At 47.1% G+C, this 23,086-nt stretch carries 16 protein-coding genes; 3 read left to right on the forward strand and 13 right to left on the reverse strand.

Features of this window, described 5'->3' with window-relative positions:
• Positions 1-214: 214 nt before the first annotated feature.
• From araA to EKM89_RS07770, 7 genes are all read right to left on the reverse strand, one after another.
• On the reverse strand, positions 215-1,639 hold the full coding sequence (gene araA / locus EKM89_RS07740; RefSeq protein WP_125687321.1) for an L-arabinose isomerase: 1,425 nt from the start codon (positions 1,637-1,639) through the stop codon (positions 215-217).
• A 186-nt stretch (positions 1,640-1,825) separates the two neighbouring features.
• Positions 1,826-2,557, reverse strand: a complete 732-nt coding sequence (locus EKM89_RS07745; RefSeq protein WP_125687323.1) for an L-ribulose-5-phosphate 4-epimerase — start codon at positions 2,555-2,557, stop codon at positions 1,826-1,828.
• Between the two features lie 23 nt (positions 2,558-2,580).
• Positions 2,581-4,185 (reverse strand): xylulokinase, encoded by a 1,605-nt coding sequence (locus EKM89_RS07750; protein WP_125687325.1) that lies wholly within the window; start codon positions 4,183-4,185, stop codon positions 2,581-2,583.
• Positions 4,186-4,824: 639 nt separating this feature from the next.
• Positions 4,825-7,200 (reverse strand): hypothetical protein, encoded by a 2,376-nt coding sequence (locus EKM89_RS07755; RefSeq protein ID WP_125687327.1) that lies wholly within the window; start codon positions 7,198-7,200, stop codon positions 4,825-4,827.
• Positions 7,200-8,096 carry a helix-turn-helix transcriptional regulator gene (locus EKM89_RS07760; protein WP_125687328.1) on the reverse strand — a complete coding sequence of 299 codons (897 nt, stop codon included), beginning with the start codon at positions 8,094-8,096 and terminating at the stop codon, positions 7,200-7,202. The genes EKM89_RS07755 and EKM89_RS07760 overlap by 1 nt, the downstream gene beginning before the upstream one ends.
• Positions 8,097-8,784: 688 nt before the next feature.
• Positions 8,785-10,104: a glycoside-pentoside-hexuronide (GPH):cation symporter gene (locus EKM89_RS07765; RefSeq protein WP_191988756.1), complete on the reverse strand. Its 1,320-nt coding sequence runs from the start codon at positions 10,102-10,104 to the stop codon at positions 8,785-8,787.
• A 273-nt stretch (positions 10,105-10,377) separates the two neighbouring features.
• Positions 10,378-11,346, reverse strand: coding sequence for an AraC family transcriptional regulator (locus tag EKM89_RS07770; RefSeq protein WP_164510543.1), 969 nt, complete (start codon positions 11,344-11,346; stop codon positions 10,378-10,380).
• Positions 11,347-11,719: 373 nt separating this feature from the next.
• Here EKM89_RS07770 and EKM89_RS07775 point away from each other — a divergent pair, with 373 nt between their 5' ends.
• From EKM89_RS07775 to EKM89_RS07785, 3 genes are all read left to right on the forward strand, one after another.
• Positions 11,720-13,690 carry a glycoside hydrolase family 127 protein gene (locus tag EKM89_RS07775; RefSeq protein ID WP_125687334.1) on the forward strand — a complete coding sequence of 657 codons (1,971 nt, stop codon included), beginning with the start codon at positions 11,720-11,722 and terminating at the stop codon, positions 13,688-13,690.
• Between the two features lie 148 nt (positions 13,691-13,838).
• Entirely contained in the window at positions 13,839-14,033 is a 195-nt protein-coding gene (locus tag EKM89_RS07780; RefSeq protein ID WP_048735313.1) for a hypothetical protein, read from the forward strand.
• A 175-nt stretch (positions 14,034-14,208) separates the two neighbouring features.
• A complete protein-coding gene (locus EKM89_RS07785) occupies positions 14,209-15,624 on the forward strand; it encodes an MFS transporter (RefSeq protein ID WP_125687336.1) in 1,416 nt (471 codons plus the stop codon).
• 552 nt (positions 15,625-16,176) lie between these two features.
• On the opposite strand, the gene EKM89_RS07790 is transcribed toward EKM89_RS07785, so the two are convergent.
• The 6 genes from EKM89_RS07790 to EKM89_RS07815 all read right to left on the reverse strand — a co-directional run bounded on the left by EKM89_RS07790 (position 16,177) and on the right by EKM89_RS07815 (position 23,017).
• Entirely contained in the window at positions 16,177-17,256 is a 1,080-nt protein-coding gene (locus tag EKM89_RS07790) for a GntR family transcriptional regulator (RefSeq protein WP_125687338.1), read from the reverse strand.
• Positions 17,257-17,626: 370 nt separating this feature from the next.
• On the reverse strand, positions 17,627-18,697 hold the full coding sequence (locus EKM89_RS07795; protein ID WP_125687340.1) for a GntR family transcriptional regulator: 1,071 nt from the start codon (positions 18,695-18,697) through the stop codon (positions 17,627-17,629).
• Between the two features lie 270 nt (positions 18,698-18,967).
• The gene (locus tag EKM89_RS07800) at positions 18,968-20,488 is read right to left on the reverse strand and encodes an alpha-L-arabinofuranosidase C-terminal domain-containing protein (protein WP_125687342.1); all 1,521 of its coding nucleotides are present in this window, start codon (positions 20,486-20,488) and stop codon (positions 18,968-18,970) included.
• A 5-nt stretch (positions 20,489-20,493) separates the two neighbouring features.
• The gene (locus tag EKM89_RS07805) at positions 20,494-21,090 is read right to left on the reverse strand and encodes a hypothetical protein (RefSeq protein ID WP_125687344.1); all 597 of its coding nucleotides are present in this window, start codon (positions 21,088-21,090) and stop codon (positions 20,494-20,496) included.
• A gap of 33 nt (positions 21,091-21,123) precedes the next feature.
• Positions 21,124-22,008, reverse strand: a complete 885-nt coding sequence (locus EKM89_RS07810; protein ID WP_048735300.1) for a carbohydrate ABC transporter permease — start codon at positions 22,006-22,008, stop codon at positions 21,124-21,126.
• An 82-nt stretch (positions 22,009-22,090) separates the two neighbouring features.
• On the reverse strand, positions 22,091-23,017 hold the full coding sequence (locus tag EKM89_RS07815) for a carbohydrate ABC transporter permease (RefSeq protein WP_125687346.1): 927 nt from the start codon (positions 23,015-23,017) through the stop codon (positions 22,091-22,093).
• Positions 23,018-23,086 lie beyond the last annotated feature (69 nt).

Below are 23,086 nucleotides of genomic sequence, written 5' to 3' on the forward strand. Positions count from 1 at the left end.
GAACTCAAACGTATATTTCTTCATAAAACCACCTCAAAATTATTAGTCTTTCTGTCTAATAATTTTACGGCACTTCAGAACGTCGCCTAACATCGCTGACACGGCTTGCTGCATCCCTGGCCGTCTCCGGCTCAGATGACACACGTCAATTTCAACCTGCAATAAAAAGTGGCCGCCCGCCAACCGGCGAACGGCCACTCCATTTAAATCAAGCTTACTTGATGAAAGCCTTCGTCATACCAACCATGGTAGCGTAGTCTTCCATTTGTTCTTCAGTCAGGGAGAAGGAAAGCATGGTGTGGTGACCACCACCGGCCTTCATCCATTCCAAGGCACCGGTCTTTAAGCCAACCTTTGGCGTCCAGAGTTGCTTAGCAACTGGCAGCTTAGGGGTTTCAGCTTCTGGCTTGTTGGCGTCTACAGCATAGCTGATCATCTTGAAGCCGTCACGGAAGTCCGCAACGGTCACGTCAATGGCGTCACCTTCGGAACCAGTGAAGACCAGACGTGCAGGGTCAGCCTTGCCACCAATGTCCAATGGGTGAACTTCAACCCGTGGCTTGTCGGAAGCGATTGAAGGGTCGACTTCAAGCATGTGAGAACCGAGGATGGCTTCATGGCCCTTCCGCAGATCCAACGTGTAGTCTTCCATGAAGGCAGTCCGGTCGTTATGAGACATAATCTTCATAACCCGGCCCAAGGCAGCGGTCTTCCAGTCACCTTCAGCACCGAAGCCATAGCCGTCACGAATCAACAATTGTGCGGCTAAGCCAGGGAGTTGTTCCATTCCCCAAAGGTCTTCGAAGTTCGTGGTGAAGGCGGTGTAGCCACCCTTTTCCAAGAAACTCTTGATTCCCAGGTATTGCTTCAATTGAACCCGAACGGAATGGGTGTACTTGTCAGCATCGTTGTCGCCTTGAACCATTTCGTAACGAGATTCGAGGTCGGCGTATTCCTTGTCGATGTCAGCGTCAGCAACCTTGCCGATTTCTTCAACTAAATCACCGATACCGTAGTAGTCAACCGTCCAGCCCATCTTGATCTGAGCTTCAACCTTGTCACCTTCAGTAACGGCAACGTTCCGCATGGTATCGCCAAAGCGGGCAACCTTAACCTTGAAACTTTCGTTATAAGCAACGGCAACGTCTTCCCAACGTGCGATTTGTTCCTGCACGTCTTCGTCACCCCAGTAGCCATAAACGATCTTGTTGTTCTTTTGAAGACGCGCGTTGATGTAAGCATATTCGCGGTCACCATGGGCACTTTGGTTCAGGTTCATGTAGTCAAAATCGATATCAGCGTAAGGAATGTTGTTTAAGTATTGGGTAGCCAAGTGCAGCAATGGCTTCTGCAATAATTCAGTTCCCCGAATCCAGTTTTTAGCTGGAGAGAACGTGTGCATCCAAGTGATCACACCGGCAACCTTATCGTTGTAGTTAACTTCCTTCATGAAGTCTGTGATACTTTCAGCGGTCGTCATAACATCCTTGAAGACCACCTTGTAAGGCAACTTGCCGCTAGCGTTCAACTTGTCAGCGATGTCTTGGGCATCCTTGGCAACGGACTTCAATTGTTCTTCACCATAAAGATGTTGAGAACCGGTAACAAACCAAAATTCGTAATCTGGTACTGATAACATAAAATGACACTCCTTTGATATATTTTTTTATTAGTTATTCGCAATAATTAAGTGGCCAAACCTGTGCTGTATACAAATGCTGATTCATATCAGCATCATAGGCATGACCTTGACACATCTCACCAATCCTACTGCCTGACCAGGCGGAAACGTCTGATTAGCGTAGACGGTCTATCAACCCAAAGGCTACTCGCGAGCCGCGTGGTCCTTGGACTTGGCGTTGTTTTGGCCGTAGTAGGCGTTGGCACCATGCTTGCGGAGGTAATGCTTGTCCAACAAGTATTGTGGCAACTCACGGTTAGCCCGCGTCAACTGTAAGGTGTGGTAGTCTTCTTCGGCAACCACTTCAAGGACCTTCGCGTTGTATACGGCCTTGTCAGGTGTTGGGCCCCATGAGAATGGCCCATGTTGGCTAACCAGGGCAGCAGGGACGGCTTCGTAATCGATGCCGCGTTCGTTGAAGGTCTTAACGATGGTCTTCCCAGTATTGCCCTCGTAGTCTTCTTCAATTTCTTCCTTAGTCAAGGCATCGGCAGCAGGAACGTCACCATAGAAGGTGTCGGCATGCGTCGTGTTCATGGCTGGGATATCCATCTTAGCAGCGGCGAAGGAAACGGCCCAAGGTGAATGGGTGTGAACGATCCCACTGATATTTGGAAAATGGTTGTACAGGTACGTGTGGGTTGGCGTGTCACTTGATGGATTTAATTTGCCTTCAACGACCTTACCATCCTTTAGGTTCACAACGACCATGTCTTCTGGCTTCAGTTCGTCGTAAGGAACCCCAGAAGGTTTGATGACGTACAGACCCTTTTCACGGTCAACACCGGAGACGTTTCCCCAGGTGAATGAGACCAAGCCAAGCTTTGGTAAACGCATGTTGGCTTCATAAACTTCTTGTTTTAAATCTTCAAGCATGCTATTTCTCCTTTAATTCGTGATTAATCGGTGAGTAGGTCAATGGCCTTACCTTCGACTGGTAAGGCCGCCTTGTAACCGGCGATGAATTCGTTAGAACCCTGAACACCAGTTGGGTCAGGTTCGACCGTCGTGCTGTCTGGGTTGGCGAAGACCTTGTTGTCCAAGAAGTCTTCCAGCGTTTCATTGGCCGTCTTGTCAGCGACGTAGAAGCCAAGAACTGCCATCCCCCATGGGCCACCTTCGCCAGCATTACTGGTGACGGTGATTGGCGTGTTCAACGAGTCCGCTAAGACCTGTTGCCCCACCTTAGGCGTCCGGAACAGGCCCCCCTGAGCAATCAAGGAATCCAAGTGGATGTGTTCCTCGTTAGCCAAGATGTCCATCCCAATCTTCAGTGGCGCAAATGCTGCGTACAACTGCGTCTTCACGAAGTTGGCCAAGGTAAAGTTACTATTTGGCGTCCGAACGAATAATGGCCGTCCAGCCGTCATTTTGGTAATGTTTTCACCGGAGAGGTAACTGTAGTTCAACAGGCCCCCGGCATTGGCATCCCCCTCGGTTGACTTGTTGAAGAGTGCCCCGTATAACTCGTCGGGTTTCAAGTCAACGCCAATCGTTTGGGCAAATTCCTTAAATAGGTTGACCCAAGCGTTGATATCGGAGGAACAGTTGTTGGTGTGGACCATGGCAACCGGCAAGCCAGTTGGGGTCGTGACCAAGTCGATGTCGCGATGAACGGCCTTCATGGGTTGGTCCAAGACCACCATGGAGAAGGCTGACGTCCCAGCCGAAATGTTCCCGGTCCGTTCGCGAACAGCGTTGGTGCCGACCATCCCAGTGCCAGCGTCCCCTTCAGGCGGTGCCATCACACTGCCGGCTTCCAGGTTGCCCTTGGGATCGAGCAACTTCGCGCCATCAGTAGTTAGGTTACCAGCTGGTTGCCCAGCAAGGAGTACCTTTGGCAAAATGTCCTTGATGTCCCAGTGATATTGCCGAACGGACTTCACGTCTCTAAATTTCGCTAATAATTTTGCATTGTAATCTTTAGTGTCGCTGTCGATTGGGAACATCCCGGAAGCATCCCCAATACCCAAAACCCGTTCGCCGGATAACTTCCAGTGCACGTAACCAGCCAGTGTCGTGAAGAACGTAACGTCCTTGACGTGGTCTTCTTGGTTCAGGATAGCTTGATAGAGATGCGCGATGCTCCACCGTTGCGGGATGTTGAAGTCAAATAACTTCGTCAACTCATCGGCGGCTTGTTCCGTGATGTTGTTCCGCCAAGTCCGGAAAGGAACCAGTAATTGGTCCTTAGCATCGAAGGCCATGTATCCATGCATCATGGCACTGACGCCGACTGACCCGATTTTGGTCAATGGGACGCCATATTTATCTTGAACTTCCGTAGCCATTGCTTGGTAACTAGCTTGAATCCCGGTCCAAACGTTCTCTAAGGAGTACGTCCAAACACCATTCTTCAATTCGTTTTCCCAAACATAACTGCCGGAAGCAATCGTTTTAAAGTCAGGAGTGACTAAAACGGCTTTGATCCGCGTTGATCCAAGTTCGATCCCCAGCGAGATGTTACCGCTTTCAACATCCTGAATAGTCTTATCCGCACTCATGCGATAAACCTCCATAGCTCTGTCAGCTAATAAATTCTACTACGCAACGTCTTAAGTGTATAATTTTTATTCGCATAAATCAACAATAAATTATATTTATACGTATTATTTTTAGAGAATTCTCAGATTTCTGGCCGTTAAATCCGAATTTGTTAAAATCAAGGACACTTGATTCCGTTTTAGCCGCCTATTAGTAGAATGATCTGGTTCCCCTAACGTTCACTCACCTGACCGTTTAATGACTATTCGGGTGAAATGGTAGCGGTAACATTAACTTGTACGGATAAATAAGAATGTGACGGTTATAAGCGTGGTCTGGCGATTGCTTGCTAGCTAAAACGAGAGTGGGTCGTAAGGCGGTTAGTTTGCGAGCATTAACGTGATAGCCGGAATTATGCTTGACTTTGGCATAATTTTTGCTAGCGGGTTAAGCGCAACAAACTGCCTGGTGGCCCACGTTTCGGCACCATAATGACGTAAATAAAGGAGTCTGGGAAAATCCCAGACTCCTTTGGTATCTCTGAATTTACAGTGCTGAAACGTGGGATCAAAGGCAGCTGACCCGCTTAGAGATGACGGCCGAATGACCCTCGACCCAGGACTCTTCAGTCGTCGCCGTTATGACTCACGCGCGTACTTCTATTCCGCCACCGTCGCGTCTAAAAATCCCTTTTCCGTGTCATAAATAACCTGCGTTGCCGTCGTTGTTACGGCTTGTTGCCGGTGAATAAATTTCACAGCGTGCGGGTATGGAGCGTCGTTCGTCACCCGATACTGGGTTGCCGAAAGCTGTTCGAGGCTCCCGTTGACAACTGCCAACTCACCATCAGCCTTTTCATACAGGTAGGCGTTCTGACCAAATCCCGTCAAGTAGGCCGCGAGCTCTTCACCCATATCCCAATCCGCTTGACCGGTATCCCCATCTGGGAAGAGCCGGGTGTAGATGCCACCGTCCTTTGCAAATGTCGATTGACCGAAGCGGTTGCGAGACAAATCTGGCCGATTCAAATTAGGCCCAGCGATACTGTAGGTCGAAGCCGCCTCCCCTGGTTGCAACTGGTTCGTTGGGGTCGTCGCGTTGCTGTCATACATGTACAGAACGCCCACAAATGCGCGGTAAGAGGCCAGTAACAAGGCCGTATCGTCCAAGACTTCGTACGCATCTAAGGCTGAGGCCGCTGTAATTCCGCCCCACAGAGAATGAATCATGTAGGACTGTGCTTCCCACCAGCGATCGGGCGCTTGACTCCGGAAGTCATTACTGTAGCCAATGTTGGCCTTCAGGAGTTCTGCATAGAGCCGAGCCTCCTTGACGTAACCGGCATTGGCTAAGGCCCCGGTTGCGGGACCAAATCCAGCATTGTCATAGAAGTGCTCCGTAATGGCCGCTTGATACTCACCACTGTGAGCTGCGACCCGTTTCGTAGCCTCTTCCCAACAACTCTTGATCTGCTGGTACTCTTCCGTCAAGCCGTGTTGCTTCAGCGCTGCCAGTAAGTCATTGATGTACAGGAAGTAAACGCCTAATGTGTGGGCCTCCTCTTTCCCCCGTTGTGACGTGTGGAGGTCAGCATTGACCCGCATGTTGAAGACCTGTGCGGCCCATTTCAAATAGGTCGCCGCTGAATTTAACTGTAAGACATCCTCATCAAATTGTGCCAACAAATAGTAAACGTGGCCGATGTACTCGAAGTCCATGTCCCGGTAAAAATCACCATACAGATTAACCGGCTTGAAGAAATCGCCGTTAGTAAACCATTTCGGCTTCACGTAATTAACGGCACTGGCCTCGACTTCACGCACCTGGTCTGCCGTCTTCGTCGTTTGATGCAGCAAGTTCGTCTGAAGGATCAGACTAAGCTTTCCGAGGGATTCCCCTTGATTAGAAATCGGGGTAAAGGCATCGTATGGCTTGGTCGTCTTCCCATTGTAGGCGTTCTTAGTCAGCCAATCGACCCGCGTTTCAATTAGGTCGCGCACTGCGGCCATAACGTTGAAGACAATTAGGTCGCTGCGACCGTCCGTCAAGTAGATGCGTAGACTATGTTCACCAACACCTTTGACCGGGGTCCTTAAGCTGTCGCCTTCGTAGTCACCGATCACATCTTCCTTGTGCAACTCGCCATCCGTCTTGTAGGTCATCACCATGCGTTCTGGCTTGACGCCCGCCGGCAGTGAAATGTGGATATTGGTGGTTTGACCGACCGTTAGCAGCGGATCGAAATTGATCTCGGGATGCCCATTCGCAGCAGCGACGGCCTTGAAATCGGCCTGTGTCGTGAAGGGTTCGAGCACAAAGCTCCAGTACTGGGCCGCACCACCGGTGATCACCACGTAATTGTGGGGATAGATCCAGTCATTAACTGGTTCCTCGCCGTGTTGATAGCCGCCCGCCAACTCTAACTGGTGGAACAGCAGGCCATCCAGCGACGGTGAAACGTTCTCAAAGAAGCGGTTGGTCCACTCGTTGTACGTCCCAACAGATTGCGTCACACCCGCCGTTTGGAACAGCCCGAGGTTTGGTCCCTGGTTGTCCCGCCGCACACCAGCCAGTTTGGTAAAGTTAGCTGAGATGCTAGGGAAAACGGCAGCAGAGTCGGACATATTGCGATGCACGTTCTTATCACGGAACATCACGTAGGCCAGCGAGGCCCAAACACCAAAGTTCTCTAGCGTAATAAAGTCGTCGGTTGGATTTTGAACGGCAATGTCCCATTGGACCTGTTTGCCTACCAAACGGTACGTTTCCACAACAACTAAGCCAGCAATCAGGTAAGAAACCGTGATATCGTTGTCCGTGGTCAGCACGCTAGGCTCAAAATCAATACTGTGGTAAGTCTTATCACCCACGGTCAGGGTAAACTCACCGAACAATTTATCCTCATCCTGATAGCCAACTTGCTTGAGATAAGCGGGATCCACGACCCAGTTCATGTGGTGGTCATCCTGCTTATTTTGCAGATTGACAATGGCCCCACGTTGGTTCACGTCTAATTGAAATTGTGCTGATTCCATTACTTCAACCCCTCCTTGTCTGCTTTGATCCGCCGGGTGTTGGCCTGGCGATATTGACTGGGTGACAAACCCGTATACTGTTTAAATACCGTTGAAAAGTAATATATGTTCTGAAAGCCAATGGCCTCCGCGATTTCAGTCTCCAGCATGTTGGTGTTGAGCAAGCGCTTGCTGGCTTCTTCCATGCGGTACTGGCGCAAAAACTCAGTGGGGGTTAACCCGGTCGTGGCCTTCAGCGTTCGAATCAGGTAGTTCGGATGGAAATGAAACTCCCGACTCAACGTAGTATTGGTAATCTTTTCATCAAAATGGTCCCGCAAGTAACGTTGCACCTGCCCTGACAACTGAACCATTGCCGAGTCTTGCTGCGACTGGACCTGAATTTCCTGCAAGACGTCGATGAAGAGCTGCTGTGCTTGCCAGAAACCGTACTCCTTGGTTGCCGAACTATTTTTAAAAATCTGCTCGGTCATTTGAACCAAACGGTCTTGGTGCTGCATCTTAACATGTTTGGCCAGATACAGCGTTTCGGTCGGCGTGTAATGGTGCAGTGTGGGGACCTTGATGGCCGAACGCATCGGTACTAAGGTTGCCTGCTGCTGCCAATGGCCGGATACGTAAAAGTGAAGCCAGTAATACCCCGTATCCTCGGTCACCGCATGCCAGGAATAGTGATGATGCATGGGCAACAACACAAACATTTCACCCGGCTCAATGGTGTAGTCATTATCATCTTCCGAAATGAAAAGTTTCCCTTTGATCATAAACATCAGAATGAAATACTGCAGGTTGTTACGGTTCGGGTGGTGGTCACCGGCATGAAAGGTAGCGTATCCCCCTTCAATAAACGTCGGCAACGGTAAACACGAAATTGAAATGTAAGCCGGTTGGGCCATGCAATCACCTCCAAAAAGTTTCCTTATACGTCTTCGGTAGTCAGGTACTCCACCCGGTGAAGCAGACCTGAAGCCTGAGGCCCGGTCTTCAGGTCAACTTTGAGCCTAAAGTCCAAGTCTCAAAGATTGGCCTGTGCTCTAAGCCCGGCACAAACCAGCCGGACTAAGACCACCGACACGAGGTTACGTGCCTAATGACCTACGACTACGACAACATTTTTCTAATGTTATTATAGGTCGTATTCCTAATTTTTGTTAACCTAGCTGACACCAAGTTTCATGGTTAATCTAGATAGTATGCCACCGGTGTCGACCCTCACTCGTCATCAATCATTTCAGCAAGCCCGCTTCTGACACGAAATAGGTGCCCAGTCTCGTAAAGAAACCGCACCTATTCCGTTAAACCATGTAAATCATGGGTCGACCTTGAAGACGCAGACACTTCGCGGCTTCAAGTCGAGTGGAAACCCGTCCCTTGGCTGGAGCAATCCCATAGCGGGTGGAATCCCTGCTGGCTTAATAGAAAACCAAGCTTGGAGACTCGGGCCTTTCGAGGCTTCAAGTTGTGTTCGCACCGTTCCAGCCCATATCTGCCGGCCGATAAGGCGATGGTTGGACAATGTTGCCTAATTTTAGACCCAGTATCGTTGTGACAACAGTCATAATGTGGGGTTTGGAACTTTCAACCTCAATCTTCAGCTAATTCGCCACGTTTTTCGGCTAAGGTCGCACGGATACCAGTTTCTTGTTTTTCGTAACGTGCATAGAAGAACATGATTGCTGCACCGATAACAAAGAAGATAGCAGGTAAGAAGCTGATACAGAACTTGATAGCGCCCAATGAAGCCGCCGTCTGTGCAGCACCGGCCTTGTAACCGGCATTGGCCATAATCATTGATGGTGCCCAGCCACCCAGGCCAGATCCCATCTTGATGGCAAATGAACTCCCAATGGCAGTTAAGAAACCACTGGCCCGGATACCGTTCTTCCATTCCCCGTAATCAACCGTGTCGGATAACATGGCAAATGGCATAGAAACGGAAATCCCAGTCCCAACGGAAGCAATACTCCAGGCGATTCCTAAAGCAATTAAGGACTTGCCCGTAAAGAAGATCATGATTTGACCAACGGCAGCTAAGCACAGTCCGAACATCAAAACGTGTGTCTTACTAAATTTCTTGACCATGAATGGAATCAAGACCATCCCGACCATTTGGAACATAACTAAGGCGTTCAGTACGGACGCAAAGCCTTTGACCCCTAAGTTGTACTGCGTGTAGTAAACCAAAACGGAAGTCCGCGAAGAGTTCCCTAACCAGTAGAAGATAAAGGCAACAACCAAGATGAACCAAGGCCAGTTACTCTTAGCGGCCCGGATACTATCCATGATTGGAATGGACTTTTGCGTTGCGGTGTTGACTTCACGCGTATCGAAGAAGGCAAACATTAACAGGGCAAAACCAGCAACGGCTAAGACGATAGCCGTGTTCCGCCACCCAGCAACATCGCTACCGCCGCCAAAGAAGGCAACGAAGCTCAACGTGAAGGTTGCGGTGATCAAGAACCCAATGTTCCCACCGATCATCCGAACACTGTTTAATTTGATTCGCTCGTCAGAATCGTTACTCAAGTTTGGCAGGATTGAACTAATTGGCGTCCCAACCCCGGTGTAGGAAATCCCGAAGAGTAGGTAAGTAATCATGGCCCACCAGAACTTCCCGGTCGCGCTCAAGTTAGGACTTAAGAACATCAGAATGAAGAAGATGGCAAATGGGAACGCCATCCATAAGAAGTACGGTCGGCTCTGGCCCCACCGGGTGTGCGTGTGGTCAATAATGAAGCCCCAAACTGGCGCATCGAAGGCATCTAAGATCCGGGCTGCCAGTAAAACGGTCCCAGCAGCGGCAACGGATAATCCGAACACATCCGTATAGTAGTAAAGGATGAAGGTCGTGACCGTCGTGTAGAGCAAGTTCCCCGCGGCATCGGTACTAGCAAACGCTAACATTCTATGGAACGGCACTTTAGCATCTGATTTAACAGCAGTTGCGACTTGACTTTTCACAATAAGTTCCTCCTTGAAGTGAATTTATAAAAACGAGTCGTTAATCACTCCTGGTGTGTTGTCTAGCTGTAAACGATTACAAAATAATACAAATTACTAACAGCTATGACCTGAGTGCTTTAATGGTCGTCTTTATTTACTACCAATTTAAAACAAAAACACGGTATTGCCAATTCGATAGACAACACCGTGTTTATAATTTTTAACACACTGAACTTATTTCACAGTGTTTTCATTTTCCTCGCGATCTAGTAAAGCACTAATATCTTGTGGGATGGGAATACTAGGATCAATCGCCGGATTATTCAGGTGGGTGTTGCCATAACTGTTCCGATACTGGCCCGCCGTCATGTTCACTTTCTTCTTGAAAAGCTTCATAAAGTTCTTATCGTCATGAAAATAAGCAGCGGTCGCCACCTGATTGATAGGCAAATTAGTCCGGACTAATAATAGCTTGGCAACTTCAATTTTTATATCTACTAAGTAGCTGCGGAGATTCTTCCCCTGTTCCCGTTTGAATAGTTTAGTCAAATAATCCGGGCTCATGTCAAAGTGGTTCGCAATCACGGCCACCGTTAGATTGCTTGAGAGGTTAGCGCGGATCCACTCGACGACGCGGGTGGTCTTGGCATCGGTACCACCCGCCGTGGCCACTAGGTTTTGCAAGTAGGCATCCCCTACCGAGATCAAGGCCAGCTGCGTCATCAGGTGGTTGCCATAGTCCGTATAATGATAGCGATTCGTGTAGTCCAGAACTTGATTGAACATCAAGATGAGCTCCTGCGGATTAGTCACTGGAAAGTGGCGTGGCAGATTGACCAGACACTTCAGATCATGCGCCGGTTCATGGGCAGCCTGCTGTTGCGTCATTACCTGTAACTGCTGATGGGAAAAGTCGACCCAGTCCCACCCCGCAAAGAAGTGTAACCAAAAGAAGTCGACGGGTCCCGTGGTGTCCTTAGTCCCCGCAATACGGGTATCGGGTGGCAATACCCAGCAATCGTTAGCCCGAATCCGACACGGTTGGCCATTGATCGTAACGTCGAAATGACCTTTCAGGCAAAAAATGATTTCAAAATCGTGCTCGTGATACATGTCCTTATGTCGCCAACCCGCGTCAGCACTGAACTCACCGGCCTTATAAAACCAGAGTGGTTGCGACAACGTTAACTGCATTAATTTCATCGTCTCACCTCGTGTGCGGAAATTGCCACTTTTTTCACAGGTCAGTGGCTTTTTTTCGAATTGGTACCGTTTACAATAATAGTTGTTCAGACAAATCATTATATTTTGAAAAGTGAGGTTTTGTAAACCACCCCATGCGGTTACAGCGTGAGCCCCTGACAACCACAACCGTTCTGCTCTTATTATATCATAGGTGGTTAGGTTCCTTACCCTTTTGCTGGGTGTTCCTTAAGTGGCGTTAGCTTTCTCGGCCAAAGAAGGCTAGCACTTCGCCGCGATGTCATTACATACTAGTTAGTTTCCGACACCACGACGAGCACCCGCCCGCCACGTTTCAATTTATAATTGCGACCACACGAAAGGAGATCTTATTTTGACTGAATCAACATTAACGACTGCCACCCCCAAGGTGACCATCACGTCTGATTTCTGGAACAAGTACCGCCAGCTCATCGTGAAGGAAGTCCTACCCTATCAGTGGGCCGTCATGAATGACGAAGCCGACATCAACATCACCGACGAAAAGGGGGGTGCCAACCCGGACTCCAAAAACAGTCACGCCGTTGCTAACCTCAAAATCGCCGCTGGTCAGATGAAAGGCCACCACTTTGGCTTTCCCTTCCAAGACACCGACGTCTACAAATGGTTGGAAGCCGCAGCCTACTCCTTTAGTTACCAAGCCAATCCGGATTTGAAGACGGTCACGGATAACCTGATCGACTTGATTGCCGATGCGCAAGAAGACGACGGCTACCTCTCGACCTTCTTCCAGATTGACGCGCCAGAGCGAAAATTTAAGCGGTTGCAACAAAGCCACGAACTCTACACCATGGGACACTACATTGAAGCCGGCGTGGCGTACCATCAAGCGACTGGCAGCGAAAAGGCCCTGACGATTGCGATTAAGATGGCCGACTGTATCGACGCTAACTTTGGCCCCCAAGATGGCAAACTTCACGCCGCAGATGGTCATCCTGAAATCGAACTGGCCCTCTCCAAACTCTTTGAGGCCACCCACGAACAACGCTATCTCGACTTAGCTCACTACTTCCTGGTCAATCGAGGGGTCGATCCTGACTTCTACGACCGTCAGCTGGCAGCCGATGGCTTCGATAACGACATCATCCCCGGAATGCATGGCGTGACTCACAGCTACTACCAAGTTGACCAACCCTTGCTGACGCAAAAAGACGCTAAGGGCCATGCTGTGCGGGTCGTTTACCTTTGCACGGGAATGGCGCATGTGGCCCGGCTGACCGGTGACAAGGACTTACAAGCTGCCTGTGACCGTCTGTGGGACAGCATCGTTCACCGCCGGATGTACGTCACTGGTGGGATTGGCTCGACTAACATTGGTGAAGCCTTTACCTACGACTATGATCTGCCAAACGAAACGATGTACGCCGAAACCTGTGCCTCAGTTGGACTGACTTTCTTTGCCAAGCAGATGCTGCAAAACGAAGCCAAGGGTGAATTTGGCGATATTATCGAAAAGGAATTGTTTAACGGTGCCTTGAGTGGTATCTCTTTGGATGGGAAACACTTCTTCTACGTGAACCCCCTCACGGCCGACCCGAAGTTCCAACAGAACCCTTCTAAAGCACACATCATGAGTCGTCGCCAAGACTGGTTTGGCTGTGCCTGCTGCCCAAGTAACATTGCGCGGTTAGTCTCATCCATCGACCAATACGTTTACACGGTAACTGATGACGCCATTCTGTCCCATCAATTCATCGCCAACCAGGCTGAATTCGACCAAGGACTGGTCATCGATCAAACCAGTAACTTCCCGTGGGACAACCACATCCATTATGCGGTCAAGAACCCGAACGGTGTCCAAACGAAACTGGGCATTCGAATTCCAGGATGGTCACGGGCTAACTTTACGCTGGTCGTAGACGGCGCCGAACAGACCCGTCCCGTTCAAAATGGCTTCATTTACCTCGACATTACTGGTGACCTGACCGTTGAGTTGACCTTGGACTTCAGTATTCGTGAGCTTCAAGCCAACCCAGCCGTAGCGAGTGATGCTGGTCAGGTTGCCATCCAACGTGGACCCATGGTCTACTGTGCAGAACAAGCCGATAACTCGGCCGACCTCTGGAACTACCGGGTGGCCGCTGACGCCGATCTATCCTACCACTTCGACGCCGACTTGCTGAACGGTGTGGGTGAGATCACCGCTAAGGCCGCCGTACGGAAAACTTCCGCAACGACCGACCTGTACGCCGACTACCAGCCAACGACTTGGCAACCAACCGACCTGACACTGGTTCCCTACTATGCTTGGGCCAACCGTGCGGACGGTCAGATGCGCGTCTGGTTGAATAAGGAAAACGCCTAACCGTAATCAGTAAGCCTGATTAACGACCTCCACTACCTGTAGGGTCGTGAAGGTACATAACTACTACCCTAACAAAATCAATTTCAAGTCCAATCTGTTGCCCATCTCTCGTGGGTGTTCAGCACATAAGTTAATGGAGGCGAGAACGTTGAAGTTTATGACTAAAATGTTTGCGGGTCAATCCTTGATCTCGTGGATTCTACAATTAATTTTAATCTATCTGGCTTGGCAAGTCGCCGACCACCACATCGAAAACAACCTGTGGACCATTGCCGGCGCGGGCGTCATTCTTCTGTTGACCTACATGAGTCTGTCCCACGACAGTAAGCAACGGAATAAGTAACTTAGTGGGCCTGGTCCGTACTCCGGCTGCCAGGGATTCCGACTGCTGGGACCATATCTGGCAGCTAGTAAAGTGCATGACCGACCCTAGTACCCAATCTTAGGTACACCAAGTAGAACAAAGATTCAGCTTTAAAATCATAAAAAGAAACACTATAGAAAGCGAGGAGTTTGTTATGAGTTCTAATGGACAACAATCGGACCATAACGTTGCGGCAGCGCAAGCGCTACTAAAGAATGACCGGCTACCCTTTCACCGGAAAGTGACTTATGGATTTACGGATATGGCGGGGAACTTACTCTACTGTATCGTCGGTTCTTACATGCTGTACTTCTTCACCAACGTCTTCGGCTTGGGTGTGGGGACTGCGGGTTCCCTGCTCTTGCTGGGACGGGTCATCGATGCCATTGGTGCCCCAGTCATGGGGGTCTTAGTCGACCATACCCACAGTAAATACGGGAAGAGTCGACCTTGGTTCCTGTGGATGGCCCTACCATTTTCCATCTTTATCTGGTTACTGTTCACCACGCCAGCATTGAGTGGAACGGCCAAAATTGTCTACGCCGGCGGGATGTACATCTTGGCCGAATTGGCATACACGGCAATGTCCACGCCAATCACGTCCGTTTTACCTAACTTAACGTCTAACTCCGACGACCGGATGTCAGCCAACTCGATTCGGCTGGTCTTAGGGAACGTCGGGAACTTCTTCGCCGTAACCTTCATCATGCCATTGGCAAGTGCTGTGGGCAAAGGCAACGATCAACGTGGCTGGTCCATCGCCGTTGGTATCTACGCCGTTATCGCCTTCATTCTGTTAATGATCGGGTTCTTGGACATGCGCGAAAAGAACATCGAAAACGACGAGATCATCACGATCAAGGAAAGCTTCAAGGCGACTAAAGGGAACTGGCCATGGATGCTAATCGTGGCAGCTAACCTGATCTACTGGACGGCTTACTCCGCTAGAAATGCTGCCTTACCTTACTATTTCCAATACAATCTAGACAACAAGGCTTTAATTTCATTCTTCAACGGTTTTTCTATCATTCAAATCATCGGGATGGCCTCCGTGCCGTTCTTCGTAAAGTTCATGCATAAATGGGGCACGACCGTCTTTATGCTCGCACTGACCATGGTTGGCCAAGTGTGGATGGGCTTAGCTGGTGGTAACGTTACTTCAGCCTTGATTGGCTGGTGTCTCGCATGTATCGGTTCTGGGTCTGCCTGCACCATGTTCTTCGCCATGGTTGGGGACACCGTCGACTTTGGGGAATGGAAGAGTGGTATCCGGGCCAACGGGTTACTGACCGCGATGGGGGCGTCCTTTTGTATTCAAATGGGCGCTGGACTTGGCTCATTTATCGCCGCTAAAATCATGGCGGCCTTCGGCTTCACCGCTGCCAAGGCAACGCAATCAGCTGGAAGCTTAAGTTCTATCAGCTTCACCTTCATCTGGATTCCTGTTATTATTTACGCAATCAGTCTGATCATCATGATCTTCTACCGCAAGTGGGAAAACCATGAACCAATCGTTACCGAAGACTTGGCTGAACGTCATGCCCAAGCCAAGGAAAGTGCGACCGACTAGGTGGTTTAACTTGTAACGTATAGCATTTGTAAATTCAAACAGGATCGGGATTAGCTAACTTCTGCTAATCCCGGTCCTGTTTCGTTTCTACATAGGGAAGCCGTTTTCTAACCAGGCCACTTGTCGCGATACTAGTAGCCTGGTCAAACCAGGTTTCCACTCAATTTGGTTACCTATTTCGGCCATAGTCACCACACGCTACTGTCACCTATGGGCTAGCCGCTGCATTGTACCCGGGTACATCGGGGGACGACCCGAACTTAACGGCTTTGAGGCGAGCTGGAAGTCCGTCCTTTGGTTGACGACGTTCCCCACACAGCCAGTGGGATCTCTGGCAATCTGAATATGGTTATTTCAACTAATTTAGCAATGACAATCCCCACTGCCGCAAGAGTAAGGTGAATATTTTGGCTTTCTTTAGCTATCATCTAAAAAAGCATCGTTGTCTTGGAAAGTAAGTCTTCCCGAACATCGATGCCAGCAGTAAATTTTCATTTAAGTTAACACACAAGGCCTGCTCTGATCACTGCAATTGGCTATTCCTTGGTAACCCTATTTTTTCAACTGAATTGCCGAATTACGTTCCACGATAGACGTTTGGTACGTAATGGGTTGAATGCTCTCGTGATTGAGCATCTTGATCAACAGGTTAGCGGCATCCGCACCCATGCGTTCCTTCTCGTGATTCAACGTGGTCAGGCTAGGCGTAAAGTATTCGCCCATTTTATAGTTATCGAAACCAACCACCGAGATGTCTTCTGGGACGCGTAAGTTTTGTGACTTCAGGAAGTCGATGACTTCGATAGCCAATTGGTCATTGTAACAAGCAATCGCAGTTGGCGCATCGGTCTGCTTGAGATAATTGGCGATTCGTTCAAATAATTTGCTAGACTCTTCGCCGGACTGATACATGATGATATTGCTCATGTAGGACAATTCTGGCCGTTGCTGGTAAGCGCGGACAAAGCCATTCATCCGGTCAACACCTTGGATATCGTCGACCTGAAAGATTCCCAGAATACTCTGATGGCCCAAACCGAAGAGGTAATCCACCATTTCCTGTTCGGCGGTCAGATCGTTCGTATCAACGTACGGAAAATCTAGGGATGGGTAGTGGGCGTTGATGAACAACGTTGGCAGCTCATCGTCCTTGATTTCTTGATAGAGGTCCTGATTGGGGTTAGGCAACGCACTCTGCGTGGGTTCAACGATTAGCCCAGCGACCTTGCTGTCTAACATGCTGATCAGGCTCTTACGCTCCTTCTCATGGTTGTTATGTGTGTTGCTTAAAAGAATGGAGTAGCCGGCCTGGGAAAGCACTTGGTCGATTCCAGAAATAATGTTGGGAAAAATGTAGTCCGCAATGTGGGTCGTGATGACCCCAATCAGCTTAGTATCGGCCGGCGTCGACCAATCCTTGTGCCAATCCTGAACGAACATCCCCCCACCCTGAATCCGGTAGATAAAGTGATCACTCTCAAGATCCCCCACCGCACGGCGCACCGTGTAGCGACTGACAGAATACTGTTTCATGAGTTCTGATTCCGTTGGTAATTTTTCATTGACCTGGTACTTACCAGATATGATATCTTCTTTTAAGCCATCTTTGACTTTTTGATATTTATTTTCCATATTGCACCTCACCGATGACCTAATTCTACCGGTTTTTGAGAACGTTTACAAATAAATTCTGAAAATAACTGAATTTATTATATAATTTATTCTTATTTAGGTTCGTTCAATTAAATAAGTAACCTTTTCATGCAGGTTGCCGACCAGATAACTTTCTTAAAAGTTGGCTCGTCTTCCATTTAGACATGATTGTCTTTTCAATTTATCGTATAAACTAGTTTCTACTGAAATACAGCAATTACCGCCTCATCTCAGTCGAAAACACGTGACATTTACCTTGAATCCGATTAACTCCCCCACTATTTAACAAAAAGGAGTGGTCAACCAGAGCTTAAACAATCAGTCTTAGTTTACCACTCACTATTATGTATTAACGTTGAACTACTGAATCTCGCTTAACAAGCTCTGGCTGATACGTAATCGATTTAACTGGCTCATGATTAAGTAACTTGATTAGCATGTTACCAGCATCCGTTCCCATTCGTTCTTTCTCATGATTCAATGTCGTCAGACTAGGCGTCAAGTACTCACCCATCCGATAATTATCGAATCCAACAACCGAGATATCCATTGGGACCTGCAGGTGTTGGGACTTCAAAAAATCAATAACTTCAATGGCTAGCTGATCGTTATAACAAACAATGGCAGTCGGCGCATCATCTTGGTTAAGATAGCCTGAAATTCGCTCGAATAATTTCTGAGATGTATCTCCAGACTGATACATAATGATATTACTCATATACGATAGCTCTGGGCGTTGCTGATAAGCACGAACAAAGCCATTCATTCGGTCAACACCTTGCAGGTCATCTACCTGAAAAATCCCAAGAATAATTTGATGGCCTTGCGCCAGTAAATAGTCCACCATTTTCTGCTCAGCCAACGTATCATTCGTATTAACGTATGGAAAATTCATGGTTGGATAATACGAATTAATAAAGAGCATAGGCAAATCGTCATCTTTAATCTCATGGTAAAGATCCTGATTAGGATTCGGTAGTGCACTTTGCGTTGGTTCAACGATCAATCCGGCCACCCGGCTGTCCAACATACTAATTAAACACTGACGCTCACTAGCATGGCCATCATGGGTATTACTAATTAAAATAGAGTACCCCGCCTTAGAGAGGACTTGATCAATTCCAGCAATAATATTTGGAAAGATATAATCCGCAATATGAGTCGTTATCACACCAATCAATTTTGTATCAGGCGTGGACCAGTCCTTATGCCAATCCTGAACAAACATACCACCACCCTGAATTCGATAAATGAAATGATCGCTCTCTAGATCACCAACAGCTCGACGAACGGTGTATCGACTCACTTTATACCGATTCATCAGTTCTGATTCAGTCGGCAACTTCTCATTCACTTGGAATCTTCCTGAAATAATATCCTTTTTGAGCCCATCCTTAACCTTTTGATATTTATTTTCCATATTACACCTCACCATTACCCCTATTCATTAATGATCTGCCATCAACAACCATTGATACCGCTTTCAATTGTAAATACTTAGCTAATAGGGTTTCCACCCTATTAGCTTCTGAATCTAGGTCCTTGTGATTCCGGCCTTGCTAAGATGCACTTTGTATGACTCACACTGTCTACTTGAAACCAAAAGGGACCTAATTCACAAGTGAATTAGATCCCTAAAGTTTTTCAATTGTGTTCTTGCACGCCGTTAAGTGGCCTGCCCAAGAACTCTTTAGTAATCGAAGGTTAAGACGCTCCATGAATACCCGGATAACGCTGCCGTTTGCGCCTTGCTACCAACTTCAACGGTCAGATCATCACAGGGTTGTAAAGTTAGCGTTTCTGGATGTTCACGCGTATTCTTATCACCTAATTCACCTACTATATGTTCCATGTGCCCACTCTTAATTGTAGCCGGTAATGCCATCGAAATGGTTTGTACCTGTTTCCCACGGTTGACCGCAAACACAACGTATGCTGAACCAGTATCCATAACCACTTGATCAATCACTGGAACATCTTGATAACGTTTCGTCGAATAGTTTTGACTATCCGTTAACGAAGACGCCACCACCGTTGATGTGTCTGACAGATTATCCAATATCGACTGCAGAACATAGTAAGTCGGGTTTGCCCACGCATTACCACCTTCATCCGTTAGAATCAGTGGAATCGTATTAACTAATAATGCCTGGCAAGATAGCTTAACCCGATCACCATGTCTTAGAATTGCCAATGCCATAGAACCAAACAACAACGTATCTGCTAAGTCAAAGTAGCACCAATCAACGGGATTATGCTCTTCCCATGGCTGCGGCTTCTTCTGTGAGAAGTGATGAACATTCCATTCATCAAACGAAATTTTCATCGTCTTATCACTATGCTTCAACGCTTTAACCGCATCAGCAATGGTTGCCACCTCACCAATTTGCTTATCAAACTCACGGGATCGTGCCAAGTAAGTTGGTAAGTCATCAGAATCACGTAAAGCTTGTTGATCAAGATTCTCTGATTGATCACGATCTACATAATTATGCATCGCAATATAGTCAACGTTGTCGTATGCTTCCATCAAAACCTTAAAGTCCCATGAAGGATATGTGTCTAGTCGTGGAGTTGAACTCCCAACTAAAATAGTCTCAATGTCTGGATCCATTAGCTTCATTGCCTTTGACGTCTCATTAGCAAGGAGTCCATATTCTTCAGGCGTCTTTCTGGCAACCTGCCATGGACCATCAAGTTCATTTCCCAAACACCAATACTTAACGCCATAAGGTTCTGCATGTCCATTCTGCCGTCTCAGATTAGCCCAATCCGTATCATATTTGCCATTCACATACTCTAATTCGTGAAGGGCATCGTCGATACCTCGGGTACCTAAATTAACCGTTAAAATTGGATTGTCCACATTGGCCTGTTGAATCCATTGGAAGAACTCATCCAATCCAAATTGATTGGTTTCCAGCGACTGCCAAGCGATATTCATTCGCTTAGGCCGCGTTGCTTGGCTACCAACCGTATCTTCCCAATGATAACTAGATGTGTAGTTACCACCGGGATAGCGCAGTGTTTTTACACCGAGTGCGCGCACGAGCTTTAGTACGTCTCCCCGAAACCCTTCAGGAGTTGCTGAAGGATGACTGGGTTCATAAATTCCTGTATAGATAACCGTCCCCATATGTTCTAGAAAAGAACCAAATAACTGTGGCCGGACATCAAATCGTTGTTCGTTGTATAAGTTTAATTTTGCCATATAGATTAAAACCTCGAAAGTTTAGTCTCTAACTTCTTATGATAAAAAGAAGCAAAGATAAAGTCTAAGAACGTCAAACTGAAGAACGCAGTAACGGGGAAAACCATTGCTACTAAGATCATCACAAGCATAATAGCCGCAAATGCCAACGTCATCGGCAATTCGATAACGATATCAATCATTGCATTCTGGAAGAAGCGTCCAAAGTGGAAATCCTCACGCATTGAGTATTCTTCCAGAACCATATAAAACATTGCTGCGACAAACAGAAACAGGGAAATAACTAAACTCACTCGAATAGGCGCAATGACTTTTGTGAACGCCTTCATATAAACGTAATAGAACAGAATTGCCAGAGTTGACGTAACCAAGCCAATTCCAAATTTCGTCCAAAAATGACGTTTGAGCTCCTCAAAAAACTTTCTCATAATCGTCTCGTTACCCCGACCGTAAATCCGAATTGCAGTGGTGATACATGCACTAATAATTGGATAAGCGAAGAAGACTGATGCAAATCCCATCGTCGCAAATACCCCAAGAATCAGATAATTTGTTAGCGGTATTAGGCCCAAATACAGCCGGCTATTAAAGATCCGTGACATGCTTAGAATTCCCCCTTATCTACTGTGTAAAAGCTATTCCTTCATACCTGACATTGCTGAACCTTGAACGAAGTACTTTTGAGCAAAGATGTAAATAATGAACAATGGCAACATAGAAATAACGGCACCAGCCATAACAGGACCGTAGAATGAAATATGCTGACCAGTGAAGAGTGCCAACCCAGCTGGCAACGTCCGCATACTTGAAGTCGTCGTCAAAATTAATGGGTAAAGCAAATCGTTCCAGTTGTTGGTCAACGTGAAGACTGCTAAGGCCATCAACGTTGGCTTAGACAATGGCAACATAATCTTCGTAAAGATCCGCCATTCATTTAGGCCATCCAAACGAGCAGCTTCATCCAAGTCACGAGGCAATCCAACAAAGTTAGACCGCATCATGAAAATACCGAACGCAGTAGTTGCCCGTGGAACAATCAAACCTGTGTAAGTATCCAGTAAGTTCATCTTGTTCATTTCGATAAACAGAGGAATCATGTAAACCATGAATGGAATCATCATGGAAACCATGACGAAGTAGTAGAATGCTGTTTTTCCTTTGAATTCCATTCTAGCTAATGCATAGCCAGTCATGGAGTCTAAGACCAGAGAAATCAACATTGTAGCTCCGGCAAAGATAACGGTGTTCTTAACATAACCTAACAAAGGAATCGTATCCCAAACCTTAATGTAGTTTTGGAACGTATACTTCCCAGAAAAGATATGTGGTGGGTAAGTAATAATATCCTTTTCATATTTAAATGATGACAATAGCAACCATAAGAATGGGAATACAACAATCAAAATCAACAAGGACATGATAACCTTGAAAATAATTGACTTGATTACTTTATTCCGATGATAGTTACTTTTTTTAGTAGAATCAACGAGTTCAGTCGTATCAGCTGTTCGTGCTTCCATATAGATTCATTCCTTTCGCGCCCTTTACGGGTAATCCTAATAGATACTGCCCACAAAGGACTTTATAGTCGAAATTGGGTGCCTATCTCATTTGCTTTTCCTTGTGACTCATGTAGAGGTTAGAGGAAACTGACAAAATAGCGATAATTACAAACAAAATTGTCGCAACGGCTGAAGCGTAGCCCAATTGATATGGTGCGGAGAACCCACGACTATAAATGTATTGCACGGCTGATTCAGTCTTGAACTCAGGACCACCAGCGGTAGTAACGTAGATTTGGTCAAAGACTTGCATTGACCCGATCAAGTTCGTCATCACACAGAAACCTAATGATGGAATAATTTGTGGAATCGTGACGTGGAAGAATTGCTGTTGCTTATTTGCCCCGTCCATTTCAGCTGATTCATACAAACTTGGTGAGATTGCTTGAATAGCAGTCAACATGATAGTCATCGTAACACCAAAGTTTTTCCAAACCGTCATAGCCGCGATTGATGGCATTGCTAACGATGCATCACGGAAGAATTGTGGCGTACTCATTCCAAATTGGTGTAAAACATAAGGAATCCAACCAATGTTAGGATCAAGCAACATTGAGAAGATAATCCCACTAGTCGTTAATGAACAGATAACAGGTACGTAGAAAACGGAACGTGAGAAACGGTTGAATAGCGTCGTCCGTGACAAAGCAGCGGCGGCAACCGTCCCAACAATAACTTGTGTAGGTGTTTCTAGCAACGTAAAGTAAACCGTATGCCACATTGAGTTAATCGCCCGTTGATCATGGAAGAACTGAACGAAATTATCTAACCCAACAAACTTAGTACCCGTGAAGAAAATATTAATATTGAAAAAACTAAGTCCTAACGTCCCAATTAATGGAATCACCATGAAGAATAGCAGAATGATGATAGATGGTGCCATGAATAAGTAGGCAGCATGCTTTGGTTGGTTCCAGAATCGGAAGAAGGAACGTTTCTTACTAACAGATGTATCGATCTCTTCCATTTAACTCGACTCCTTTATAAAACAGATGCTAATTTCAACCGAGATTGAAATTAACATCTGTTTTTTTAT

It is taken from the genome of Levilactobacillus fujinensis (assembly GCF_003946335.1).
GTDB classification, from domain to species: Bacteria; Bacillota; Bacilli; order Lactobacillales; family Lactobacillaceae; genus Levilactobacillus; species Levilactobacillus fujinensis.